Origin of the sequence: Pseudomonas rossensis, assembly GCF_039888995.1 — a bacterium.
Classification (GTDB): Bacteria; Pseudomonadota; Gammaproteobacteria; order Pseudomonadales; family Pseudomonadaceae; genus Aquipseudomonas; species Aquipseudomonas rossensis.
In genome coordinates this window covers 1-20531 of the sequence record NZ_JBBWCB010000102.1, presented here as the reverse complement: position 1 = coordinate 20531, position 20531 = coordinate 1, and the positions used below count along the sequence as shown (strand labels likewise).

At 59.0% G+C, this 20531-nt stretch carries 18 protein-coding genes and 4 pseudogenes; 7 read left to right on the top strand and 15 right to left on the bottom strand.

Annotated elements, in window-relative coordinates:
* From WLY71_RS22510 to WLY71_RS22490, 5 genes are all read left to right on the top strand, one after another.
* Positions 1–625, top strand: a 625-nt coding sequence (locus tag WLY71_RS22510) for an AMP-binding enzyme (protein WP_425589952.1), incomplete at its 5' end; no start/stop codon positions are given.
* Positions 626–641: 16 nt separating this feature from the next.
* Positions 642–1403, top strand: coding sequence for an SDR family NAD(P)-dependent oxidoreductase (locus WLY71_RS22505; RefSeq protein WP_140678923.1), 762 nt, complete (start codon positions 642–644; stop codon positions 1401–1403).
* A gap of 12 nt (positions 1404–1415) precedes the next feature.
* A complete protein-coding gene (locus WLY71_RS22500) occupies positions 1416–2609 on the top strand; it encodes an acetyl-CoA C-acyltransferase (RefSeq protein WP_347805294.1) in 1194 nt (397 codons plus the stop codon).
* A gap of 133 nt (positions 2610–2742) precedes the next feature.
* On the top strand, positions 2743–3870 hold the full coding sequence (locus WLY71_RS22495; RefSeq protein ID WP_347805293.1) for an acyl-CoA dehydrogenase: 1128 nt from the start codon (positions 2743–2745) through the stop codon (positions 3868–3870).
* Positions 3871–4010: 140 nt separating this feature from the next.
* On the top strand, positions 4011–4784 hold the full coding sequence (locus WLY71_RS22490) for an enoyl-CoA hydratase (protein ID WP_285434195.1): 774 nt from the start codon (positions 4011–4013) through the stop codon (positions 4782–4784).
* 140 nt (positions 4785–4924) lie between these two features.
* Here the strand turns inward: WLY71_RS22490 and WLY71_RS22485 are convergent, their stop codons facing one another.
* From WLY71_RS22485 to WLY71_RS22470, 4 genes are all read right to left on the bottom strand, one after another.
* Complete coding sequence (locus WLY71_RS22485; RefSeq protein WP_347805292.1) at positions 4925–6076, bottom strand: acyl-CoA dehydrogenase family protein; 1152 nt, start codon at positions 6074–6076, stop codon at positions 4925–4927.
* 3 nt (positions 6077–6079) lie between these two features.
* Positions 6080–7186 (bottom strand): enoyl-CoA hydratase/isomerase family protein, encoded by a 1107-nt coding sequence (locus WLY71_RS22480; RefSeq protein WP_347805291.1) that lies wholly within the window; start codon positions 7184–7186, stop codon positions 6080–6082.
* Between the two features lie 134 nt (positions 7187–7320).
* Positions 7321–8031: an HPP family protein gene (locus WLY71_RS22475; RefSeq protein ID WP_347805290.1), complete on the bottom strand. Its 711-nt coding sequence runs from the start codon at positions 8029–8031 to the stop codon at positions 7321–7323.
* A 158-nt stretch (positions 8032–8189) separates the two neighbouring features.
* Positions 8190–9368 (bottom strand): MFS transporter, encoded by a 1179-nt coding sequence (locus tag WLY71_RS22470; protein WP_347805289.1) that lies wholly within the window; start codon positions 9366–9368, stop codon positions 8190–8192.
* A gap of 196 nt (positions 9369–9564) precedes the next feature.
* On the opposite strand from WLY71_RS22470, the pseudogene WLY71_RS22465 reads away from it, so the two are divergent.
* A pseudogene (locus tag WLY71_RS22465) lies at positions 9565–9909 on the top strand (LysR substrate-binding domain-containing protein); the annotation flags it as partial.
* A gap of 22 nt (positions 9910–9931) precedes the next feature.
* On the opposite strand, the gene WLY71_RS22460 reads toward WLY71_RS22465, so the two are convergent.
* The 6 genes and pseudogenes from WLY71_RS22460 to WLY71_RS31450 all read right to left on the bottom strand — a co-directional run.
* On the bottom strand, positions 9932–10150 hold the full coding sequence (locus WLY71_RS22460) for a hypothetical protein (RefSeq protein ID WP_347805288.1): 219 nt from the start codon (positions 10148–10150) through the stop codon (positions 9932–9934).
* Between the two features lie 69 nt (positions 10151–10219).
* Positions 10220–10933, bottom strand: coding sequence for a DUF4225 domain-containing protein (locus WLY71_RS22455; RefSeq protein WP_347805287.1), 714 nt, complete (start codon positions 10931–10933; stop codon positions 10220–10222).
* A pseudogene (locus WLY71_RS22450) lies at positions 10921–11414 on the bottom strand (Hcp family type VI secretion system effector). Before WLY71_RS22450 ends, WLY71_RS22455 begins: the two are co-directional and overlap by 13 nt.
* A gap of 112 nt (positions 11415–11526) precedes the next feature.
* Positions 11527–11767 (bottom strand): annotated as a pseudogene (locus WLY71_RS22445) (glycosyltransferase); the annotation flags it as partial.
* A gap of 3 nt (positions 11768–11770) precedes the next feature.
* Entirely contained in the window at positions 11771–13150 is a 1380-nt protein-coding gene (locus WLY71_RS22440) for a UDP-glucose dehydrogenase family protein (RefSeq protein WP_347805286.1), read from the bottom strand.
* 16 nt (positions 13151–13166) lie between these two features.
* Positions 13167–13268, bottom strand: a pseudogene (locus tag WLY71_RS31450) (hypothetical protein); the annotation flags it as partial.
* Between the two features lie 162 nt (positions 13269–13430).
* On the opposite strand from WLY71_RS31450, the gene WLY71_RS22435 reads away from it, so the two are divergent.
* Positions 13431–14369, top strand: coding sequence for a site-specific integrase (locus WLY71_RS22435; protein WP_425589951.1), 939 nt, complete (start codon positions 13431–13433; stop codon positions 14367–14369).
* 10 nt (positions 14370–14379) lie between these two features.
* On the opposite strand, the gene WLY71_RS22430 is transcribed toward WLY71_RS22435, so the two are convergent.
* From WLY71_RS22430 to WLY71_RS22410, 5 genes are all read right to left on the bottom strand, one after another.
* Positions 14380–15450: an ABC transporter ATP-binding protein gene (locus WLY71_RS22430; protein ID WP_347805285.1), complete on the bottom strand. Its 1071-nt coding sequence runs from the start codon at positions 15448–15450 to the stop codon at positions 14380–14382.
* Positions 15447–17045, bottom strand: coding sequence for an ABC transporter permease (locus WLY71_RS22425; protein WP_347805284.1), 1599 nt, complete (start codon positions 17043–17045; stop codon positions 15447–15449). The genes WLY71_RS22430 and WLY71_RS22425 overlap by 4 nt, the downstream gene beginning before the upstream one ends.
* 3 nt (positions 17046–17048) lie before the next feature.
* Positions 17049–18062: an iron ABC transporter substrate-binding protein gene (locus WLY71_RS22420; protein ID WP_347805283.1), complete on the bottom strand. Its 1014-nt coding sequence runs from the start codon at positions 18060–18062 to the stop codon at positions 17049–17051.
* 335 nt (positions 18063–18397) lie between these two features.
* Complete coding sequence (locus WLY71_RS22415) at positions 18398–18955, bottom strand: PqiC family protein (protein WP_347805282.1); 558 nt, start codon at positions 18953–18955, stop codon at positions 18398–18400.
* A gap of 17 nt (positions 18956–18972) precedes the next feature.
* Positions 18973–20531: PqiB family protein (locus WLY71_RS22410; protein ID WP_347805281.1), on the bottom strand; the 1559-nt coding region annotated here is incomplete at its 5' end.

The following is a 20531-nucleotide window of genomic DNA, read 5'->3' as shown; positions in this document are numbered from 1 at the left end:
GTGCAATCACCATGGCCTGGAGCATCCGATCCACATGGGTGCCGCCGGTTTCGCTTCGCCCGGCCACCGCATCGTGGTGCTGGATGACGAGTACAAAGAACTCGGCGTCGGTCAGCCGGGCATTCTGGCCATCGACCGCACCCAGTCGCCGATGTGCTGGTTCGCCGGTTACGAAGGCGCACCGACCAAGGCCTTCGTCGGCAACTATTACCTGAGCGGCGACACCGTCGAGTGGAACCCGGATGGCAGCATCAGTTTCGTTGGTCGCAGCGACGACGTGATCACCACGTCCGGTTATCGCGTCGGTCCGTTCGACGTGGAAAGCGCGTTGATCGAACACCCAGCCGTGGTCGAAGCGGCCGTGGTCGGCAAGCCCGATCCGGAACGGACCGAACTGGTCAAAGCCTTTGTCGTGCTCAGTGCGCAATACCGCGCTGCACCGGAACTGGCCGAAGAATTGCGCCAACACGTGCGCAAACGACTGGCCGCGCACTCGTATCCCCGTGAAATCGAATTTGTCAGCGAATTGCCGAAAACCCCTAGCGGCAAATTGCAGCGCTTTATCTTGCGCAACCAGGAAATCGCCAAGGCTCAAGAGGCCGCCGCGAAGAACGTTTCAGCTTGAATCCAAGGAAACAATGATGCAGATCGAAAACAAGGTTTTTCTCGTCACCGGCGGTGCGTCGGGCCTCGGTGCGGCCACCGCTGAAATGCTGGTCGCGGCCGGCGCCAAAGTCATGCTGGTGGACATGAACGCCGAGGCCGTTGCGGCCCAGGCTGAACGTCTCGGCGCGCAAAGCGTGGTGGCGGACATCAGCAACGAAGCCGCGGCGGAAGCCGCTGTGCAGGCGACGGTCAAAGCCTTCGGTGGCCTGAATGGTCTGGTCAACTGCGCCGGTATCGTGCGCGGTGAAAAGATCCTTGGCAAGAACGGCCCACACCTGTTGGCCAATTTCAGCCAGGTGATCAACGTCAACCTGATCGGCAGTTTCAACATGCTGCGCCTGGCCGCTGCGGCGATTGCCGAAACCGAAGCAGATGCTGACGGCGAGCGCGGCGTGATTATCAATACCGCCTCGGCTGCCGCGTACGACGGCCAGATCGGTCAGGCCGCGTATGCTGCCTCCAAAGGCGCGATCGTCAGCCTGACCTTGCCCGCCGCCCGTGAACTGGCGCGCTTCGGCATCCGCGTGATGACCATCGCCCCGGGCATTTTCGAAACCCCGATGATGGCCGGCATGACCCCGGAGGTCCGCGCGTCGCTGGCCGCTGGCGTCCCGTTTCCACCACGTTTGGGCAAACCAGGCGAGTATGCCGGGCTGGTCAGGCATATCATTGAAAACAGCATGCTCAATGGCGAGGTGATCCGTCTCGACGGTGCCTTGCGCATGGCCGCCAAATAAGGAGGATTTGTCATGACTATTTCCAACGATCCCATTGTTATCGTCAGCGCCGTCCGCACCCCGATGGGTGGTTTCCAGGGCGAACTGAAAAGCCTGACTGCACCGCAACTCGGTGCTGCCGCAATTCGCGCCGCCGTTGAACGCGCCGGTGTGGCGCCAGACTCGGTTGAAGAAGTGCTGTTCGGTTGCGTCCTGTCCGCCGGCCTCGGCCAAGCCCCTGCGCGTCAAGCCGCACTGGGCGCCGGGCTGGATAAATCGACCCGCTGCACCACCCTGAACAAAATGTGCGGTTCGGGCATGGAAGCGGCCATTCTGGCCCACGACATGCTGTTGGCCGGCAGCGCCGACGTAGTTGTCGCCGGCGGTATGGAAAGCATGTCCAACGCGCCGTATCTGCTGGACCGAGCCCGCAGCGGTTACCGCATGGGCCACGGTCGTGTGCTTGATCACATGTTCCTCGACGGCCTGGAAGACGCCTACGACAAAGGTCGCCTGATGGGCACCTACGCCGAGGATTGCGCGGAAACCAACGGTTTCACCCGTGAAGCCCAGGACGCGTTTGCCATTGCCTCGACCACCCGCGCGCAGCAGGCGATCAAGGACGGCAGCTTCAAAGACGAGATCGTGCCGGTCACCGTGACTGTCGGTAAAGAGCAGGTGCTGATCAGCAACGACGAACAACCACCGAAAGCCAAACTGGACAAGATCGCTTCCTTGAAACCGGCGTTCCGCGACGGCGGCACGGTGACGGCGGCGAACTCCAGCTCGATCTCCGATGGCGCTGCGGCACTGGTGTTGATGCGCCGTTCCGAAGCTGAAAAGCGCGGCCTGAAACCGCTGGCAGTGATTCACGGTCACGCGGCGTTTGCCGACACCCCGGGCCTGTTCCCGGTGGCACCGGTGGGCGCGATCGAGAAGCTGATGAAAAAAACCGGCTGGTCGCTGGACGAAGTCGATCTGGTCGAAGTCAACGAAGCCTTTGCCGTGGTCAGTCTGGTCACCATGACCAAACTGGAAATCCCCCACGAGAAGGTCAACGTTCACGGCGGCGCTTGCGCCCTCGGCCACCCGATCGGTGCGTCTGGTGCGCGGATCCTCGTGACCTTGCTCTCGGCCCTGCGCCAGAAAGGCCTGAAACGCGGCGTTGCAGCGATCTGCATCGGCGGCGGCGAAGCCACGGCCATGGCGATTGAGTGCTTGTACTAACGCCCGAGCGGTTTCTGTAGGAGCTGTCGAGTGAAACGAGGCTGCGATCTTTTGATCTTGTTTTTTAAGATCAAGATCAAAAGATCGCAGGCTGCGCCAGCTCCTACGGGGCATTTACATTTAAGGATTTGGCATGATTCCCAATGACGAACAACTTCAGATCAGCGACGCGGCCCGGCAGTTTGCCCAGGAACGGCTGAAACCGTTCGCCGCCGAGTGGGACCGCGAGCATCGCTTCCCCAAGGAAGCCATCGGCGAGATGGCGGAACTGGGCTTCTTCGGCATGTTGGTGCCGGAAGAGTGGGGCGGTTGCGACACCGGTTACCTGGCCTACGCCATGGCCCTGGAAGAAATCGCGGCCGGCGACGGCGCCTGCTCGACCATCATGAGCGTGCACAACTCGGTGGGTTGCGTGCCGATTCTCAAGTACGGCAACGACGACCAGAAAGAACGCTTCCTCAAACCTTTGGCCAGCGGCTTGATGTTGGGGGCTTTTGCCCTCACCGAACCGCAGGCCGGCTCCGACGCCAGCGGCCTGAAAACTCGCGCGCGCCTGGAAGGCGATCACTACGTGTTGAACGGCTGCAAGCAGTTCATCACCTCCGGGCAGAATGCCGGGGTGGTGATCGTGTTCGCCGTGACTGATCCGAGTGCCGGCAAGCGTGGCATCACGGCGCTGATCGTGCCGACCGATTCGCCGGGCTACAAAGTCGCGCGGGTCGAAGACAAACTCGGCCAGCACGCCTCAGACACCTGCCAGATCCTGTTCGAAGACGTGAAGGTGCCGGTGGCCAACCGCTTGGGCGAGGAGGGCGAAGGTTATCGAATCGCCCTGGCTAACCTCGAAGGCGGCCGTGTCGGCATCGCTTCGCAATCGGTGGGCATGGCCCGTGCTGCGTTCGAAGCAGCCCGCGACTATGCCCGCGAGCGTGAAAGCTTCGGCAAGCCGATCATCGAGCATCAAGCGGTCGCGTTCCGCCTGGCGGACATGGCAACCCAAATCGCCGTCGCCCGGCAAATGGTGCATTACGCGGCGGCGTTAAGAGACAGCGGTAAACCGGCCTTGGTCGAAGCGTCCATGGCCAAGCTGTTTGCCTCGGAAATGGCTGAGAAGGTGTGCTCCGCGGCCTTGCAAACCCTCGGTGGTTACGGTTACTTGAACGATTTCCCGCTGGAACGGATCTACCGCGACGTGCGGGTCTGCCAGATCTACGAAGGCACCAGCGATATTCAGCGCATGGTCATTTCGCGCAATCTTTGAAAGAACCTGTAGCAGCTGTCGAGTGAAACGAGGCTGCGATCTTTTGATGTTGTTTTAACGAGCAAGATCAACAGATCGCAGCCTCGTTTCACTCGACAGCTGCTACAGAGATCGAGCTTTTTGCAAAACAGGAGTTAGTTATGAGTTACGAAACGATTTTGTTGGAAACCCACGGTCGCGTTGGCCTGATTACCCTGAACCGTCCGCAAGCGCTGAACGCGTTGAACGCGCAGATCGTCAGCGAGCTGAACCACGCCCTTGATGGCCTGGAAGCCGATTCGAACATTGGCTGCATCGTGCTGACCGGTTCGAAAAAAGCCTTCGCGGCCGGCGCCGACATCAAGGAAATGGCTGAGCTGACCTACCCGCAGATCTACCTCGACGACCTGTTCAGCGACAGCGATCGCGTGGCTAACCGCCGCAAGCCGATCATTGCCGCCGTCAACGGTTTCGCCTTGGGCGGTGGATGTGAACTGGCGCTGATGTGCGACTTCATCCTGGCCGGCGACAACGCCAAGTTCGGTCAACCGGAAATCAATCTCGGCGTACTGCCGGGCATGGGCGGCACCCAGCGCCTGACCCGCGCCGTGGGCAAGGCCAAGGCAATGGAAATGTGCCTCAGCGGTCGCTTGATCGATGCGGTGGAAGCGGAGCGTTGCGGGATTGTGGCGCGGATTGTTCCGGCTGATGAGTTGCTGGAAGAAGCGTTGAAAGTCGCGGCGCTGATTGCCAAGAAGTCGTTGCCGATTGCGATGATGGTCAAGGAAAGCGTCAACCGCGCGTTTGAAGTGAGCCTGTCGGAAGGTGTGCGCTTTGAGCGTCGGGTGTTCCATGCGGCGTTTGCGACGCAGGATCAGAAGGAAGGGATGGCGGCGTTTATTGCCAAGCGCGAAGCGGAGTTCCAGGGTAAGTAATGCGGCGTTTTCGCTGACGCTATCGCGAGCAAGCTCGCTCCCACAGTGGATCTCCAGTGTTCACAGATCTTGTGTATACCAGAGAACCCTGTGGGAGCGAGCTTGTCTCCGGGCGGCGATCCGACGATGCTTTTGGGGCATCACACCATGTAATGCTTCAGTTCCCGAGCAATCACCATCCGCTGTATCTCGCTCGACCCTTCATAAATCTGCGTAATCCGCGCATCCCGGTAGTAACGCTCCACTGGGTAATCCTCCAGATACCCATACCCGCCATGAATCTGCATCGCCGACGAACACACTTTCTCGGCCATCTCGGATGCAAACAGCTTCGCCTGTGAAGCCTCCGACAGACACGGCTTGCCAGCACTGCGCAACCGCGCAGCATGCAGGATCAGCAGTCGTGCCGCGTTCAACCGGGTGTGCATGTCGGCCAGCATGTTGGCGATGCTCTGGTGCTCGATGATCGGTTTGTCGAACTGCACCCGATCCCGCGAGTAGGCCAGCGCCGCTTCAAATGCTGCGCGGGCAATGCCTAACGCCTGCGCCGCGATGCCGATGCGGCCGCCTTCGAGGTTCGACAGGGCAATCGCCAGTCCTTTGCCGCGCTCACCCAGCAGGTTGGCTTCAGGGATCGTGCAGTTGCTCAGGGTCACCGCGCAGGTATCGGACGCGCGAATACCCATTTTGTGTTCGGTGCGATCAACGATGAACCCCGCGGTATCGGTCGGCACCAGGAACGCGGAGATGCCGCGTTTGCCCAGGTCCGGATCGGTCACCGCGAACACGATGGCCAGTTTCGCCCGTTTGCCATTGCTGACGAATTGCTTGGCGCCGTTGATCACCCACTGGCCATCGCGCAGTTCGGCGCGTGTGCGCAGGTTGTGGGCTTCGGAGCCGGCCTGGGGTTCGGTCAGGCAGAAGCAGCCGATGGCCTGACCGCTGGCCAGATCCGGCAGCCAGGTCTGTTTTTGTTCTTCAGTGCCGTAGTTGAGGACCGGACCGCAGCCCACGGAGTTGTGAATGCTCATCAGTGCGCCAGTGGCGCCGTCACCGGCCGAAATCTCTTCCACGGCCAAGGCGTAGGCGACGTAGTCGACATAGGTGCCGCCCCATTCCTCGGGCACCACCATGCCCAGCAGACCCAGTTCGCCCATCTTCGCCACCAGGCCGTCATCGATCCAGCCGGCCTTTTCCCAGGCTTGTGCGTGGGGCGCGATTTCGCCGCGGGCAAAGTCCCGGGCCATGTCGCGGATCATGACTTGCTCTTCGCTCAATTCGATATCGTGCATGGCTCAGCTCCCGCTTTGGTCAAAACCCGTGAAGAAACTCGCGACGTGCTCGGCGTCCAGCGCCTGCAAGGTCGGCGGGTTCCAGCGCGGTTTCTTGTCTTTGTCGATCAGCAAGGCGCGCACGCCTTCGATCAGGTCGCCGCGCTCGAACCACTGACGGTCCAGGTGCAGCTCAAGGGCGAAGCAGTCTTCCAGACTCAAGTGCCGACCACGACGGAGCATTTCCAGGGTCACGCCCATGGCCAACGGTGAACGGCTTTCCAGCAGCTCGGCGGTGGTCGTGGCCCACTCGTGGCTGTCGGCGACCGTTACTTCACGCAGTTGCTCAACAATACTCGGCACATCGGGCAGGGCGAAGAAGTGATCGATGGCCGGGCGCAACGCCGCTAGTGGTGCAGCCGGCAGTTGCTGCACGGCGAGTTTCGCCAGCAGACCTTGAAGGTCCTTCAACGGCGTTTCGTGCCATTCGAGCTGATCGAGTTGCTCATCCAGAGTGCCCAGCTTGTCGCTTTCCAGGTACCAGTCGGCCAGGCCGCAATAGAGCGCATCGGCCGCGCGGATTTGCGCGCCACTGACGCCGAGGTAAATACCCAGTTCACCGGGAACGCGCGGCAGGAAATGGCTACCACCGACATCCGGGAAATAACCGATCGCCACTTCCGGCATCGCCAGACGGCTTTTCTCGGTGACCACCCGCAGGTCGGCGCCTTGCACCAGGCCCATGCCGCCGCCCAGGACAAAGCCGTCCATCAAGGCGAGCACCGGTTTGCGGTAATGGTGAATCGCGAGGTCGAGGGCGTATTCCTCGACGAAGAAATCTTCGTGCAGCGTGTCGCCGTTCTTGAAGCTGTCGTACAGCGAACGGATGTCACCGCCGGCACAGAAAGCCTTCTCGCCAGCGCCGCGCAAGACCACCGCGTGTACGAGCGGATCCAGCGCCCAGGCGTCGAGCTGACGCTGCAGGTTGCGCACCATGTCCAGGGTGATGGCGTTGAGGCCGGCGGGGCGATTGAGGGTCAGGTGACCGATGTGGTTGCGAACCTCGGCCAGCACTTCGTTTTGCGTGGCATCCATGGACGAAGTCCCCTTCGATGAAACCTGAGCAGTCATCACTAACTCCCTGCTTTTATTGTTCTTTATAGAGAAGCTCGCGCGCGAGCGATGCTGGATCGTAACAGTGCAAATTTGTGATGTACAACCGGGATCCATGCAGGTTTGGTCTGCATTTTTGCCTTAAGCAATGACTACTGAACGCTCCGGGACAGCACTTCACCAATGCTGCGGCGTCTGGCCTGCAATTCGGTGGCATGAATCAGCTGTTCGAGGTCTTCCGGGGTCACGTCAATGAACGCTTCCATGTCCGCCAGCGCTCGTTTCAGGTCCTGGGCGGTGATGGCCTGGCTGTCTATCGGTGGATGGCCCGCCGGCACCACGGCCACCGGTTCACTGGCGCGTCTTGGGTAACGTATACGCGTCAGGTTGTTGTAGGCCAGGGCGCTGAGCAGCATGGTCGATGCGCCAAGCATCACGGGGCCGAGGGCATTCCAGTCCAGAGCAATGGTTGCCGGGTCTGCCAACACCAACAGCAGCGCCAAGGCCCCGGCCGGTGGATGCAGGCAACGCAGCCAGCACATCAGAATCAGCGCCATGCCGGCCGCCAGGCAAGCGCTGCCGAGGGTTCGTCCGAGCACGTGAGCGACCAGCAGTGAAACCACCCCGGCGCTGAGGTAGCCGCCAAGAATCGACCAAGGCTGGGCGAGGGCGCCGGAGGACACTGCGAACAGCAACACCGCCGATGCGCCCAGCGGACCGATCAGATGCTGCGCCACTTGCATGCCAAACACCTGGCTACAGAGCCAGACACTCAACATCGTGCCCAGGGACATGCCAATGGCAGCACGACTCCATTCAGAGGGCCGAGTATTGATGGCGGCGGGAAACCAGCGAGCAAACATGAGGCAGACGATCCGTTGAAAAAACCGAGACAAAAAAAAGGCTTAGCTGGGATACCCAGAAAGCCCTTGAAGTTGTTCCAACTATTGGGGGAGGAACGGGCACAGTGTGCCGTTCATTCCTGATGCTGACAAATTCATATTAATGCAGTTTTAGTGCATTAATTTTGCTGTAATGCCACCCGGCGACCGCTCATGAAACACAGGAAACCGCCCATGGCGGTCAGCGCGCTCAGGGCATAAAACATCGTTGGCGCGGGGGTGTGCATCAGCAGGTAACCGCAAATCACTGGGCTCAGGGCACCGCCGAGGGCCGCGAGGTTTTGCGCGCCGTAATAGCTGCCGCGCAGCGCTTCCGGCGCCAGGGTGTCGACGAAGAGGAATTCGGCGGGGTAAATGATCATTTCACCGAGGGTGAAGATGAACATTGCCACGCACCAACTCACAAGGCTGTCGGCCAGGCTGAAACCGATCAACCCGACGATGAACAGGCTGGTACCGCCCGCGATCCAGTAACGCAATTGTTCGCGTTTGAGGAAACGGCCGATCTGGTATTGCAGCAGGATCACGCTAATGGCGTTGCAGGCGAGCAGGGCAGCCATGGTTTCCAGTGCCCGTTTGGAGTCGTGGGTCACCAGCAGGTATTGCGACAGGTATAGGGTGAAACGGCCGTGGACCACGGTACTGAGCAGGCAGCCGCAGGTGAACATGATCAGCGTGCGGTCGTTCTTCAGGGTCACCAGCGTCTTGAGAAAACTCTGGGGCTGGCCGATTGCGGGTGTTTGGGCCGAGTCCTTTGGTATCCCGATCATCAAGAAAATACTGAAGAACGCGATGCCACCAGCGATCAGGAACGGTGCAATCGGATACACGCCGGCAATCACCACGCCCAACATCGGGCCGGTGGCGTAGCCAATGTTGGTCAAGGTGTAGCGCAGGGAAAACGCCTTGGCGCGCTGGCCCATTGGCAGTTTTTCGCTGAGGATCGCCTTCGAGCCGATCAGGAACAGCGCCGAGGCGGTTTCGGTGATCACCAGGGTGGCGGTGGTCAGGTAAAGGTTTTCGGCGTAGGTCAGCAGCACGAAGCCGATGGCGCTGGAGAGCATCGCCAGGATTAGCAGCCGGCGCTTTTCCAGGCGGTCGATGATGTAAACGCCGTAGAGCGCGAGCAGGGTGGCGATAAACACCGCGATGCCCAGCAGCAAGCCAACATCCTGTTGGTTAAGGCCGAGTTTATTGCTCAGGAACAACGTGAGCAGCGGGCTGGTGATGGCGCGGCTGACGACGATGGTCAGCGAAACGATCATCAACCGGCGGATAACGAGTGAGTAAGTAGCCACGCTGGTGCAAATGTCCTTATTTAATGATCTCTGACTGATCGTTCCCACGTTGATGATGGGCTCGCCATCCTCTGACAGTTGCCGATCCACTTCAAGACGGATGCGCGACATCCAGTGAGCAATCCGCGGATCACCCCGTTGTTCATCGCCATAAGCCTCCAACCGGCAATGACCCTGCACCGACCGGGCCGTGCCGGACGCAGAAATTGGCGGCGACGTGCTCAAGGATTACGAGTGCATCAACCACCGCTACGCGATTCATCGCGACAAACTGAATTTCGCCCACTACGACAGCTTTTCTGCCTCGGCCACTCAGGTCGAAGCGGTGGCACTGTTGATCAAGACCGGGCGTTTCGTGGGCTTCCTGCCGCAACATTACGCCGCGTCGATGGTGGCTCAGGGACAATTTCGCGCGGTGCGTCCGGACTTGATCCACATCGTCACCCTGTTCAATCTGATCCTTCGCCGCAACACCGTGCGCAGCCCACTGGTGAAGGCGTTTGCCCAGGCGTTGAAGGTTGATTTGAGGGCATTGGGTTGAAAGGCCGTATGGAGAAAAATTTTTATTTTCCTTCAAGTTTTCGTAGCTCTTTTGGCATGACTTTCAAAGCATATCCAGACACAGTCACAAAGCAAATAACACCCACTGTTCTAGCCGCGAGGAAATCCAACTCAAAAAATTCAATAACCAAAAGAGATATCCAGATTGTATGAAAGCAGGAGCAGGCAATGATAAAAATATACATCCTCGCAGCAGAAACTATTTTTTCGAGAGCAAACATATAACCGTCCAAATTTCTAGATAGTAGGCCATCCCAACAGCGCGGAGCGCTATCAAAAAATCCAAACGATCACTTTTCCATCTCCTCATGCACTTGCTTTCCTGTCTGGAGAATGGCTTGTCCTTCCAAGATCAGCGTTTGAGGAGTCATAGTCTTGTATGCGCGCACATAATCCGTCCTGACATATCTAAACAAGCGCCAAGCATCCGGCTTTAGAACGAGTCGGTTAAGACCATGCGCAGACATCGCAAGATCTAATGAGCCATACGCAATGTTGCCCTCCCTCTCAGATTGGCCGAATCCCTTAGCTATCGCTTGATAAACCTTGCGGGTCGGCCCTTCCGTATCATTACGGCCTTCTAGTAAGTTGCGCCCGTTCTCATAAATATTATTCACACCATGGAGCATCATTGGCCCACCCGCAAAAATGCATAATGTCCCTGCCGAGCCATAGCAAATCCCCGCACCTGCCAACGTTTGCATCCCCCCAACGAACACTCCCGCGCCTTTTTTGACAACTTCCCACGACTGGCCCAGCAAACTACTCTGTTCGCTATTTATCTCCTTCAAACCCTGATCAGCACTTTTTCGCCCCTGTGCTACATTATTAACAATACCTCTCGCGTAATAAGAAACTTCGCGATTGAACTGTAAACGCAACGTGCCATCTTTTATGTGTCGAGAAGCCAGCGTGCAGGCCTGATTGGTCAAATTGCCCGCCGCCTTACTGACTGCCCAACAATCACAACTACTTGACTCGCAGCGATTCTTTAATTGTCCCATTCGTTATTTCCCCATGAAGCGTATCCGCTGGTTCCTGCCAGATGGTGCCTCCATGTGATCTCTCGATAACGAATAGCAACGTGCTCTTGGGGTTCGGAGTCGTTCTGTAAAACCACATGGGGCATATCAAGTGTCAGGTCGGCAATAATGCCGCCTTCAATTTCAATACTGAAGAATTTCTCCTGAAGACCATACGAAGAAATTCGGTAGAAACTTATCGCACAGCAAATTTCCTCTCTGCTTGAAAGCGCTTGCGCGAGTAAAGGAGATGACTTGTCGACATTTTTTGTGATAACGAGCGGGCGGTGCGTAGGCTTATTAATGTTTCCTATATTGGACATGTTGGGACTGTAAGACAGCACCATGATTTCATCGGTATGCGCTGTTTGACAATTATTGCCGATTGAATCTTGAGTTGAACAACCGCCGATATCAGTCCTTGAGTCTTTCCTGTGATGGTCATATAGCCGTGATTAGCCATGTAGGTGCCGCTCCTTTTGTCGATGGGGCACCTTATTGAAAACGCCTTCGGGTATATGTAGGGCGTTTCCGGGTATCCAGTAGGACGAGAGCGAACCTGCGGGCGTAACGCGCTACAGAGTGGAATGCAGCAACACGTAATCGTTTTTGTCGAAGCGCCCGCTCAACAAACACGGGCGGCAACGCTCCCAAAAGCGTGCCCTGCAGGGTGTGGTAGTCACTTTTTCATGCCATGCAGCACCAGTGGCGTTGGCTCTTTCTGCACCCGTGCAACGCTGCGCGGCTGAAAGACTGAGTGTCGTAGTGCCGACGCTCAACCGGTTCGAACACCAGAATGTAAAACGACCAAAGCGCAAATCAAGCAACAACCGAAGCCACTGGCCATTGCTGATGCGGAATCGGCAAGTTGCGAGACTCACCACGGCCCATCGGGAAGTACATGAAACCGGCGCGGGCCAGGCGATCGGCGTCGTACAGGTTGCGTCCGTCGAAGATCAGCGGTGCATTGAGCCGCTGCTGGATCAGGCTGAAATCCGGGGCCTTGAACTGCTGCCATTCGGTGCAGATGATCAACGCGTCAGCGCCGGACAATACCGATTCCGGCGTGCCCATCAACATCAACCTCGATTCATCGGGATACAGCTGCTGGGTTTCCTGCATGGCTTCCGGGTCGAACGCGCGGACATTGGCCCCGGCGGCCCACAGCGACTCCAGCAGCACCCGGCTAGGTGCATCGCGCATGTCGTCGGTGTTCGGTTTGAACGCCAGCCCCCACACGGCAAAGGTCCTGCCGCGCAAATCGCCCTTGTAGAACGCGTTGATGCGCTCGAACAGCTTGTGCTTCTGACGCTGGTTGATCGCTTCCACCGCTTGCAGCAGATCGCTGGAACAATGAGCCTCTTCGGCGCTGTGGATCAGCGCGCGCATGTCTTTGGGAAAGCACGAACCGCCATAACCGCAACCGGGGTAGATGAAGTGGTAACCAATGCGCGAATCGGCGCCGATGCCCAGGCGCACCGATTCGATGTCGGCGCCCAGGTGTTCGGCCAGTTCGGCGATCTGATTAATGAAGCTGATCTTGGTCGCCAGCATGCAGTTGGCGGCGTACTTGGTCAGCTCGGCGCTGCGCAGGTCCATGAACATGATCCGTTCATGGTTGCGGTTGAAGGGCGCGTAAAGGTCGCGCATCACGTCACGTACATCTTCGCGTTCGCAGCCGATGATGATCCGGTCCGGGCGCCGGCAATCAGCCACGGCCGAGCCTTCTTTCAAAAATTCCGGGTTGGAGACGATATCGAACTGCAGCAAGCGGCCGACCTTGATCAGGCACTTGTCGATGTGCGCGCGCAAGGTGTCACCCGTGCCCACCGGCACCGTGGATTTCTCCACCAGAATCACCGGTTGTTCACGATGACGCGCCACGGCTTCTCCCACCGACAGCACATAACGCAAGTCAGCCGAGCCATCGTCCCGGGACGGGGTTCCCACCGCGATGAACAGCACTTGCCCGTGCTGCACCGCGAGCTTCTCGTCCGTGGTGAATTGCAGCCGCTTGGCTTCCAGACTTTCGCGCACCAGGCTGGCCAGCCCCGGTTCGAAAATACTCACGTGGCCTTGTTGCAGCAGTTCGACTTTCTTCTCGTCAATGTCCATGCAGACCACGTCGTGGCCGACTTCAGCCAGGACAGCCGCTTGCACCAGGCCAACGTAACCGCTACCAAATACACTGATTTTCATGGGGCACTCCTGAGTGCGGATCGACTTGCTGCCGTGCGCCATCAGAATAGGCAAGGCCATATTTCAATTCGCCTATCGTGTTGTATAACGTCACGTCCGGGCGTTTCAGGCGCCAGGCCCAACACCTCTGTTTATTCTGAAAGTCATAGAGCCCCTGTTCAGACTTCTGCCGTTCATCGAGTTTTTTAGTAGAAAGTCCTACCGAAGTGTTCCGCTTTATAGGAAGGATGTTTCAATCCTTAGTTGTTTAATGAACTGTTTCCACTTAAGGCCGTTTCGTTTGATTGACTTACCCGCTACCGACTCAATTCCCTCAAAGACCAATCCGCTGACCCTGTACCTGGCACGTCTGGCGCCCTCCAGCCAACTGACCATGCGTTATGTGTTGCAGGACGCCGCTGACCGGTTGGGCTTTGAAGACATGAACGTCGAGGAGATTCCCTGGCACAACCTGCAACCGGAAGATGTCATCGCGCTGGTGGCCACCTTGCGCACGGACGGCTACGCGCCGAACACCTCTTCGCTGTACGTCAACGCGGTGCGCGGGGTGATGAATGAAGCGTGGCGCATGAGCCTGATCAGTCAGGAACACTTGCTGAAAATGCGCTCGGTCAAGGGGATTTCCGGCACGCGATTGTCCCAGGGGCGCAACCTCAGGCGTACGCTGATCCAGGAGTTGATGGCGGTCTGCGCTGCCGATCCACGGCCACAAGGGTTGAGGGATGCGGCGATCATCGGGATTTTGTATGGCTCGGGCATGCGCAAATCGGAATCGGTGAACCTGGACCTGAACCAGGTCGATTTCGCCGAGCGCAGCCTTCGTGTGACCGCCAAGGGCAACAAGCAATTGATCAAGTACGCACCGGCCTGGGCGTTCGCCAAACTCAATGACTGGCTGGAACTGCGGCGCTCGCTACTGAAGGAGGGCGAAACGGACGATCCGTTCCTGTTCAACCGCATTCGTCGCGGCAGCCACATCACCCGCGAGCGCATCACCAAGCATGCGATCTACTACATCGCCCGACAGCGGGGTGCGCAGGTCGGGGTGAAAATCATGCCGCATGACTTTCGACGTTCGTTCATTACCCGAGTGATTGAGGAGTATGACTTGTCGATCGCCCAGAAACTCGCCCATCACAGCAACATCCAGACGACAGCCAACTACGATGTGCGCGATGACAACGAGCGGCGTCGGGCCGTGGACCGGTTCGATCTTTGATGGGCGGGGTTCAAGATTCGCTCAGTACGTGGGCATGGCCGATCGTCGAGACGTGAACCGCACTGCCGGCGGGTGGCGCATACAGGCCCGAACTGCGCACCATTAATGATCGACCAGGCTGTTGCCCGGAAGCCAACGTTTCCAACTCCACCGTCAACGTGCAGGTATTGCCGCTGAAATCCCGCTCGGTCACGACGGCGCGGCACCCGGAAGCCTTGGTCGGGCTGGGCTGGATGCTGACGAGTTGCAGTTGCTCGGGACGCAGCATGATCTGCGCCGATTTGTTGTTCCGGTGGTTGTTCACCGGTATCCGACCGAGTTCGCAATGGGCCCAGCCGGCTTCGATTCTGGCGGGCAAGACCACGGCATCCCCCAGAAACAGTGCGGTTTGTTCATCCTCGGGGTAGCGGTAAAGGTCCAGCGGATGGCCTGACTGCACCAGCCGACCGTCACGCATCACCGCGAGTTGATCGGCAAACGACAAGGCTTCACTCTGGTCATGGGTGACCAGAATGGTGGTCACGCCGGCGTCTGTCAGCAGCCGTGCGACCATTTTGCGCATGGCGCCTCGAAGTCCGGTGTCGAGGGCCGAAAACGGCTCGTCCAGCAACATCAAACGCGGCTGTTGCGCCAACGCCCGCGCCAGTGCCACGCGTTGTTGCTGGCCGCCGGAGAGTTCATGGGGCCAACGGTTGGCCATGTTTGCATCCAGCGCCACGCTGTCCATCAACTCTGCGACTCGCTCCTGTTTTGCACAGCCCTTGATCGAAAGCCCGAAACCGATGTTCGCGGCCACGGTCATGTGCGGGAACAGGGCGCCGTCCTGGGGAACATAGCCAATCAAACGCTGATGCGCCGGGACTTCGTGGGTGTTGTCGACGAGCGTTTGTCCATTGAGTGAAAGACGGCCCGTATCCGGGAATTCGAAGCCGGCGATCATCCGCAACAGCGTGGTTTTTCCTGAGCCGGACGGGCCGACGATGACCGTTCGGCTGCCCGTTGGCACCGACAGGTTGATGCTCTCCAGCGCTTGGTGGGAGCCGTAGGACTTGGAAATGGAATGGAGTTCAAGAGCGTTCATCGGCCAGCCGTTCGTTTGGATTGGTGATAAAGAAGTCCGGTCAACGGAAGCGACAGCAGGATCATCAGCAGGGCGTAGGGCGCCGCGGCGGCGTAATCGATTTCGCTGGTCATGGCCCAGAATCCGGTGGCCAGGGTGCGCGTGCCGTTGGGGGCGAGCAGCAGGGTAGCGGTCAACTCATTGGTGATCGCCAAAAATACCAGCGCGGCGCCAGCGGCAGCGCCGGGCGCGGCCAGGCGCAGGGTGATCAGCCACAATGCCCGGGCGGGCGAGCGGCCGAGGCTGCGGGCCATATGTTCCAGCTCTACCGGTGCCTGCGCGATACCGGCGCGCAAACTCACCAGGGCGCGGGGCAAAAACATCAGCAGATACGCCAGCAACACCGTGACAGTCGTCTGGTAAATCGGCCGGGCGAAATGGATGGTGACGGTCACCAATGCCAGGGCCACAACGATCCCGGGCAACGAACTGGTGATGTAGTTGCAGCTTTCCAGCACACGTTGCAACCGGCCCGGAGAGCGAATCGACAGCCAGGCAATCGGAATGGCGGCGCAGGTGGTGACGGCGGCACCCGCAACGCCGAACAGCAACGTCTGTTCCAGCGCCGGCAGAAGTTCGTCCATCTGCCAGACCTGCGTACCGCCGGCTATCAGCCAGTTACCCAAGGTCACCAGTGGCACGCCCAATGCCAGTGCACAGGTCACGATCTGTACGGTCAGCGCGAGGAGGGAGGTTGCGGGTTTCAGGCGCACCACCCGCTGTTCGCGAGCGCTTCCCGACCCGACGCGGGCGTAACGCGCCGTACCGCGAGCGGCCGATTCTGCGGTCAGCATCACCAGGCAACACAGGGCGAGCACGCTGGCCAACATGTGGGCGGCGGGGCCGTTGAAGGTGGACTTGAACTGATCGAAGATCGCCGTGGTGAAGGTGTCGAAGCGGATCATCGCGTACAGGCCATATTCCGCCAGCAGGTGCAGGCCCACCAGCAATGCGCCGCCGCAGATGGCCAGGCGCAGTTGCGGCAGCACCACGCGGAAAAATATCGCCCAGGGCTTGAGCCCCAGCGATTCGGCAACGTCTTCGATGGCCGGATCGAGCCGGCGCAGGGTCGCAGCAATCGGCAGGTAGAGGAACGGGAAGTAGGCGATGACCGACACCAGAACCCCGGCAAACAGCCCGTGAATCGGCGGGACCAGACTGATCCACGCATAGCTGTGAACGAAGGCCGGAACTGCCAGCGGCGCGGTCGCCAACAACGACCACCAACGCCGTCCCGGCAGGTCGGTGCGCTCTGTCAACCAGGCCAGAGACAGGCCCAACGTGACACACAACGGAATCGTGATCACCACCAGTAAAACGGTGTTGATCAACAATTCAGCGACCCGCGGCCGGAACACCAGCGGCACAAGGGTCGCCCAGCCTGTCTGAAACGATACGCCGATGACGAAGGCAATCGGCAGCAGCGACAGCAGCGAAACCAGCACCGACAAACCGATCACCCACGCGCCACCACGCCCCGCGAAGAGGCCGCGGGATCGTCGTCGCAAATTCGCGGGTATCGCCTCAGCGATACCCGCTGGCAAAGTTTCAGGCATCAATTAGAGCAGTCCCGCCTGAGTCATCAACTCCACGGCTTTTTTACTGTCGAGTTTTGAAGCATCGACTGTCGGCGCGTCGAGTTGCTGCAAAGGCACCAGTTTTGGATTGGATTCAGCGTTCTTGCCCACGGCGTATTCGAACGATTTGCCGGTTTTGAGGATGGCCTGGCCATCTTTGCCGGTAATCCATTTGAGGAACGCCTGGGCTTGTTCCTTGTGTTTGCTGGACGCCAGAACGCCGCCACCGGAGACGCTGACAAACGCGCCCGGATCCTTGTGTTTGAAGTAGTGCAGGGCGGTGTTTTTGCTGTTTTCACCGGTCTTGGCCTGGTCGCCGAAGCTGTAATAGTGGTAGATCACGCCGCTGTCGATCTGTCCGGCGTTGACCGCTTTGAGCACGGCGCTGTTGCCCCGATACGCGGTAAAGTTGGTTTTCATCCCTTTCAACCACTCCAGGGTGGCGGCTTCACCCTTGAGCTCCAGCACGGCGGCGACGATGGCCTGGAAGTCGGCACCGGCCGGCGAAGCGCCCCAGCGACCTTTCCAGCTCGGGGCGGCGAGGTCCATCAATGACTTGGGCAGCTCGGCTTCGGGCAGTTTGCTCGGGTTATAGACAAACACCGTGGAGCGCGCGGCGATCCCCACCCATTTGCCATGGGCCGGGCGGTAAGCATCGCCGACCTGCTCCAGGGTGGCCGGCGCAACCGGTGCAAACAGCCCCGCGTTGTCGACCAGCACCATGGCCGGGGAGTTTTCGGTCAGGAACACGTCGGCCGGGGAGGCGGCACCTTCCTGCACGATCTGATTGCCCATCTCGGTGTCGTCGCCATTGCGCACGGTGACCTTGATGCCGGTTTCCTTGGTAAAGCCCTCGATCCAGGATTTGGTCAGGCTTTCGTGCTGGGCGTTGTAGACCACGATGCCATCGGCATCCGCTGCATACAGGTGACCGGCACTCAGCAACGCGGTGGCCAGCAATGCTGTTTTCAGGAAAGAAGGAAAAGGGGAATTCATGCGTTGGCAGCTCCAGTTTTAAAAATCGTGCGCGCAGACTTGGCAGAATCGACGGGGAAGGGTCGTCGATCAGTGTAGATCAATACGAATCATTTGCATGCTTAAGGCGCGGCAAATGTAAAGTGCCAAATGAGAAAAAAGCGTCAAAATTTCAGTAGCAACGCATCACTTGTAGCAGCTGGCGAAGCCTGCGTTCGGCTCGGGCCGCGTTCGGACGAAGCAGTCGTGAAATCAGACACTGCGGTCATTCAGTTAAACCGCGAACTCAGGTTCGACGACTGCTACGCAGCCGAACGCAGGCTTCGCCAGCTGCTACGGATCGCGTTATGGCTTAATTAAGCCGATGGACACCCTTTTTGTATTCCGCCAGCGGCCTGGCTGATAAGCGCGGCGAGGCGTTTGACGTTGTTTTGTTGAGCTGCCACCAGTTCATCTATGGAAGCACCTGAAGGCGTCTGCAAGGTGCTGCGGCAGGTGACCAGCGCAGCATCACCTTCGCTCAGATTACGCAGGCGCCACTTGACGTCGATCAAAGCATATTGACCGGGAACCGAGTCGAAGCGCTGCACGTCCACTCGCACCGACAGGTTATGCCGGGGATTGGCGTTGACCATTTGATCGACCAGCGCGCTACGCAATTCATCCACCAGACTCGCAGCCCACCACTCGGTTTCGAGGATCGCCATGCCACTGTTGCCTTGGCGAATGACGATCTGCGGACGATCGACCTGGGGCGGTACGCTGATTCCCTCAATCTGGATTTCCGCACCGCTGCTCCTCGCCGCAAGGCCCGGTTGAGCCGGAATCAGGGTGTGAAATTGAATCGGATCGCTGCGGCAAGCGGCGAGCAGCAACAATGCAGTGACCAAGCTGATCTTCAGCGGATAAACCATGAGTGATGCTCCTGTGGTCATTTGCGCGGCGGCCCCTGCAGGTCCATCGGCGCAGCATTGTCGGGACGACCGCGAATCAGCGATTCCGGATGCCGTCCCAGGTAATCCGAGAGTTCACGCAAGGAGCGCGACATGCGCCCGAGTTCGTCGAGGGTCTGACCTAATTGTTCGCGTTGCGGCGAGTCTTCGGCCAAGGTCGAACTGGCCGATTGCAGGGTCTTGCTGACGTCCGCCAGGGTGGTCTGCACGCCGGGCAGGGTCTTGGCGTTGAATTGCGCCAGACCTTTACGCAGTTCGACGAGGTTGCTGTCCAGGTTGCCGGCAATGCGCTCGATCGGCAGTTGGTTGATCTTGTTGACCATGCCCTCCAGTTTTTCCTGTAATTGTTCGAGGCTGCCAGGAACGGTTGGGATAGAGACTGGGCGGGCGGTCGGATCGAACACCACTTTCTCTGCTTTGGGGTAGAAGTCGAGCGCAATGTAGAGCTGGCCGGTCAACAGGTTGCCGCTCCGGGCCTGGGCCCGCAGACCGTTGTCGATGAAGGAGCCCATCAGCCGCACGCCCGCGGCTTCGTCGTTGGGGTCATGCTTCAAGACCTCGAGCATTTTGATGTGGGCCTGGCCGAGGCGTTGCGGGTAGATCATGACGCCGACATTGACCGGAAAACTGCGCTTTTTCGCGTCGAAATCCAGATTGACCGACACGACTCTGCCGAACTCTATGCCAAGGAATTCCACCGGCGCGCCGACCCTGAGCCCGCGCAAAGCCTGATCGAAACGCAAACTCAAGAATTGCCCCTTGCCACTGGGCGGGGCGAGGGCGGTTAGCTGGTCTTCGAACAGGTCGAAGGCTTTGTCCTCGGCGGCCGGTTGATCGTTAGGGCTGTATTCCGGAGCGCGGAAGGCGATGCCGCCCACCAGGATGGATGACAGCGATTCGGTTTTCACCGAAAAGCCGTTGGCGCCGACATTCACGTCGATCCCGCTGGCGTTCCAGAACCGGGTGTTTTCAGTGACGTAGGCATCATTGGGCGCGTGGATGAACACTTCGATGTTGACCCCTTTACCGTCGGCGTCCAGGGCATAGGCCACCACTTGCCCCACCGGAATCTTGCGGTAGTAAACCGGAGAGCCAATGTCCAGCGAACCGAGGTCCTGGGTGTGCAGGGTGAAGCGCTTGCCCGGCTCGCCATAGGTAATCGGCGGCGGGTTCTCCAGGCCGATAAAGTTTTTTGCACGAGCATTGGCCTGGCCGATGTCGGCGCCAATGTAGTCCCCGGATAGCAGGGTATCGATCCCCGACACCCCGCCAGCGCCAATACGCGGACGCACAACCCAGAATTGCGAGTCTTCGCGGGTGAAACTTTCCGCCTGCCTGGACAGTTTGATGGTGGCGTTGACGCTCTTCTGATCGTTGCTCAGCGCCACGTCCGAGACATGGCCGATCACCACGTTGCGGTATTTGACCTCGGTCTTGTTGGCCGTCAGGCCGCTGCCGGTTTTGAACGTGACTGTAATGGTCGGACCTTCCTGCATCATGGTGTGTACGACCAGGGAAATCCCCACCAGCACTGCGA

What these genes read in the sequence shown, in the direction of transcription:
- WLY71_RS22505 (WP_140678923.1), top strand. Translation starts at nt 642, where the DNA reads ATGCAGATCGAAAACAAGGTTTTTCTCGTCACCGGCGGTGCGTCGGGC.
- WLY71_RS22500 (WP_347805294.1), top strand. Translation starts at nt 1,416, where the DNA reads ATGACTATTTCCAACGATCCCATTGTTATCGTCAGCGCCGTCCGCACC.
- WLY71_RS22495 (WP_347805293.1), top strand. Translation starts at nt 2,743, where the DNA reads ATGATTCCCAATGACGAACAACTTCAGATCAGCGACGCGGCCCGGCAG.
- WLY71_RS22490 (WP_285434195.1), top strand. Translation starts at nt 4,011, where the DNA reads ATGAGTTACGAAACGATTTTGTTGGAAACCCACGGTCGCGTTGGCCTG.
- WLY71_RS22485 (WP_347805292.1), bottom strand. Translation starts at nt 6,076, where the DNA reads ATGCACGATATCGAATTGAGCGAAGAGCAAGTCATGATCCGCGACATG.
- WLY71_RS22480 (WP_347805291.1), bottom strand. Translation starts at nt 7,186, where the DNA reads ATGACTGCTCAGGTTTCATCGAAGGGGACTTCGTCCATGGATGCCACG.
- WLY71_RS22475 (WP_347805290.1), bottom strand. Translation starts at nt 8,031, where the DNA reads ATGTTTGCTCGCTGGTTTCCCGCCGCCATCAATACTCGGCCCTCTGAA.
- WLY71_RS22460 (WP_347805288.1), bottom strand. Translation starts at nt 10,150, where the DNA reads ATGTTTGCTCTCGAAAAAATAGTTTCTGCTGCGAGGATGTATATTTTT.
- WLY71_RS22455 (WP_347805287.1), bottom strand. Translation starts at nt 10,933, where the DNA reads ATGGGACAATTAAAGAATCGCTGCGAGTCAAGTAGTTGTGATTGTTGG.
- WLY71_RS22440 (WP_347805286.1), bottom strand. Translation starts at nt 13,150, where the DNA reads ATGAAAATCAGTGTATTTGGTAGCGGTTACGTTGGCCTGGTGCAAGCG.
- WLY71_RS22430 (WP_347805285.1), bottom strand. Translation starts at nt 15,450, where the DNA reads ATGAACGCTCTTGAACTCCATTCCATTTCCAAGTCCTACGGCTCCCAC.
- WLY71_RS22425 (WP_347805284.1), bottom strand. Translation starts at nt 17,045, where the DNA reads ATGCCTGAAACTTTGCCAGCGGGTATCGCTGAGGCGATACCCGCGAAT.
- WLY71_RS22420 (WP_347805283.1), bottom strand. Translation starts at nt 18,062, where the DNA reads ATGAATTCCCCTTTTCCTTCTTTCCTGAAAACAGCATTGCTGGCCACC.
- WLY71_RS22415 (WP_347805282.1), bottom strand. Translation starts at nt 18,955, where the DNA reads ATGGTTTATCCGCTGAAGATCAGCTTGGTCACTGCATTGTTGCTGCTC.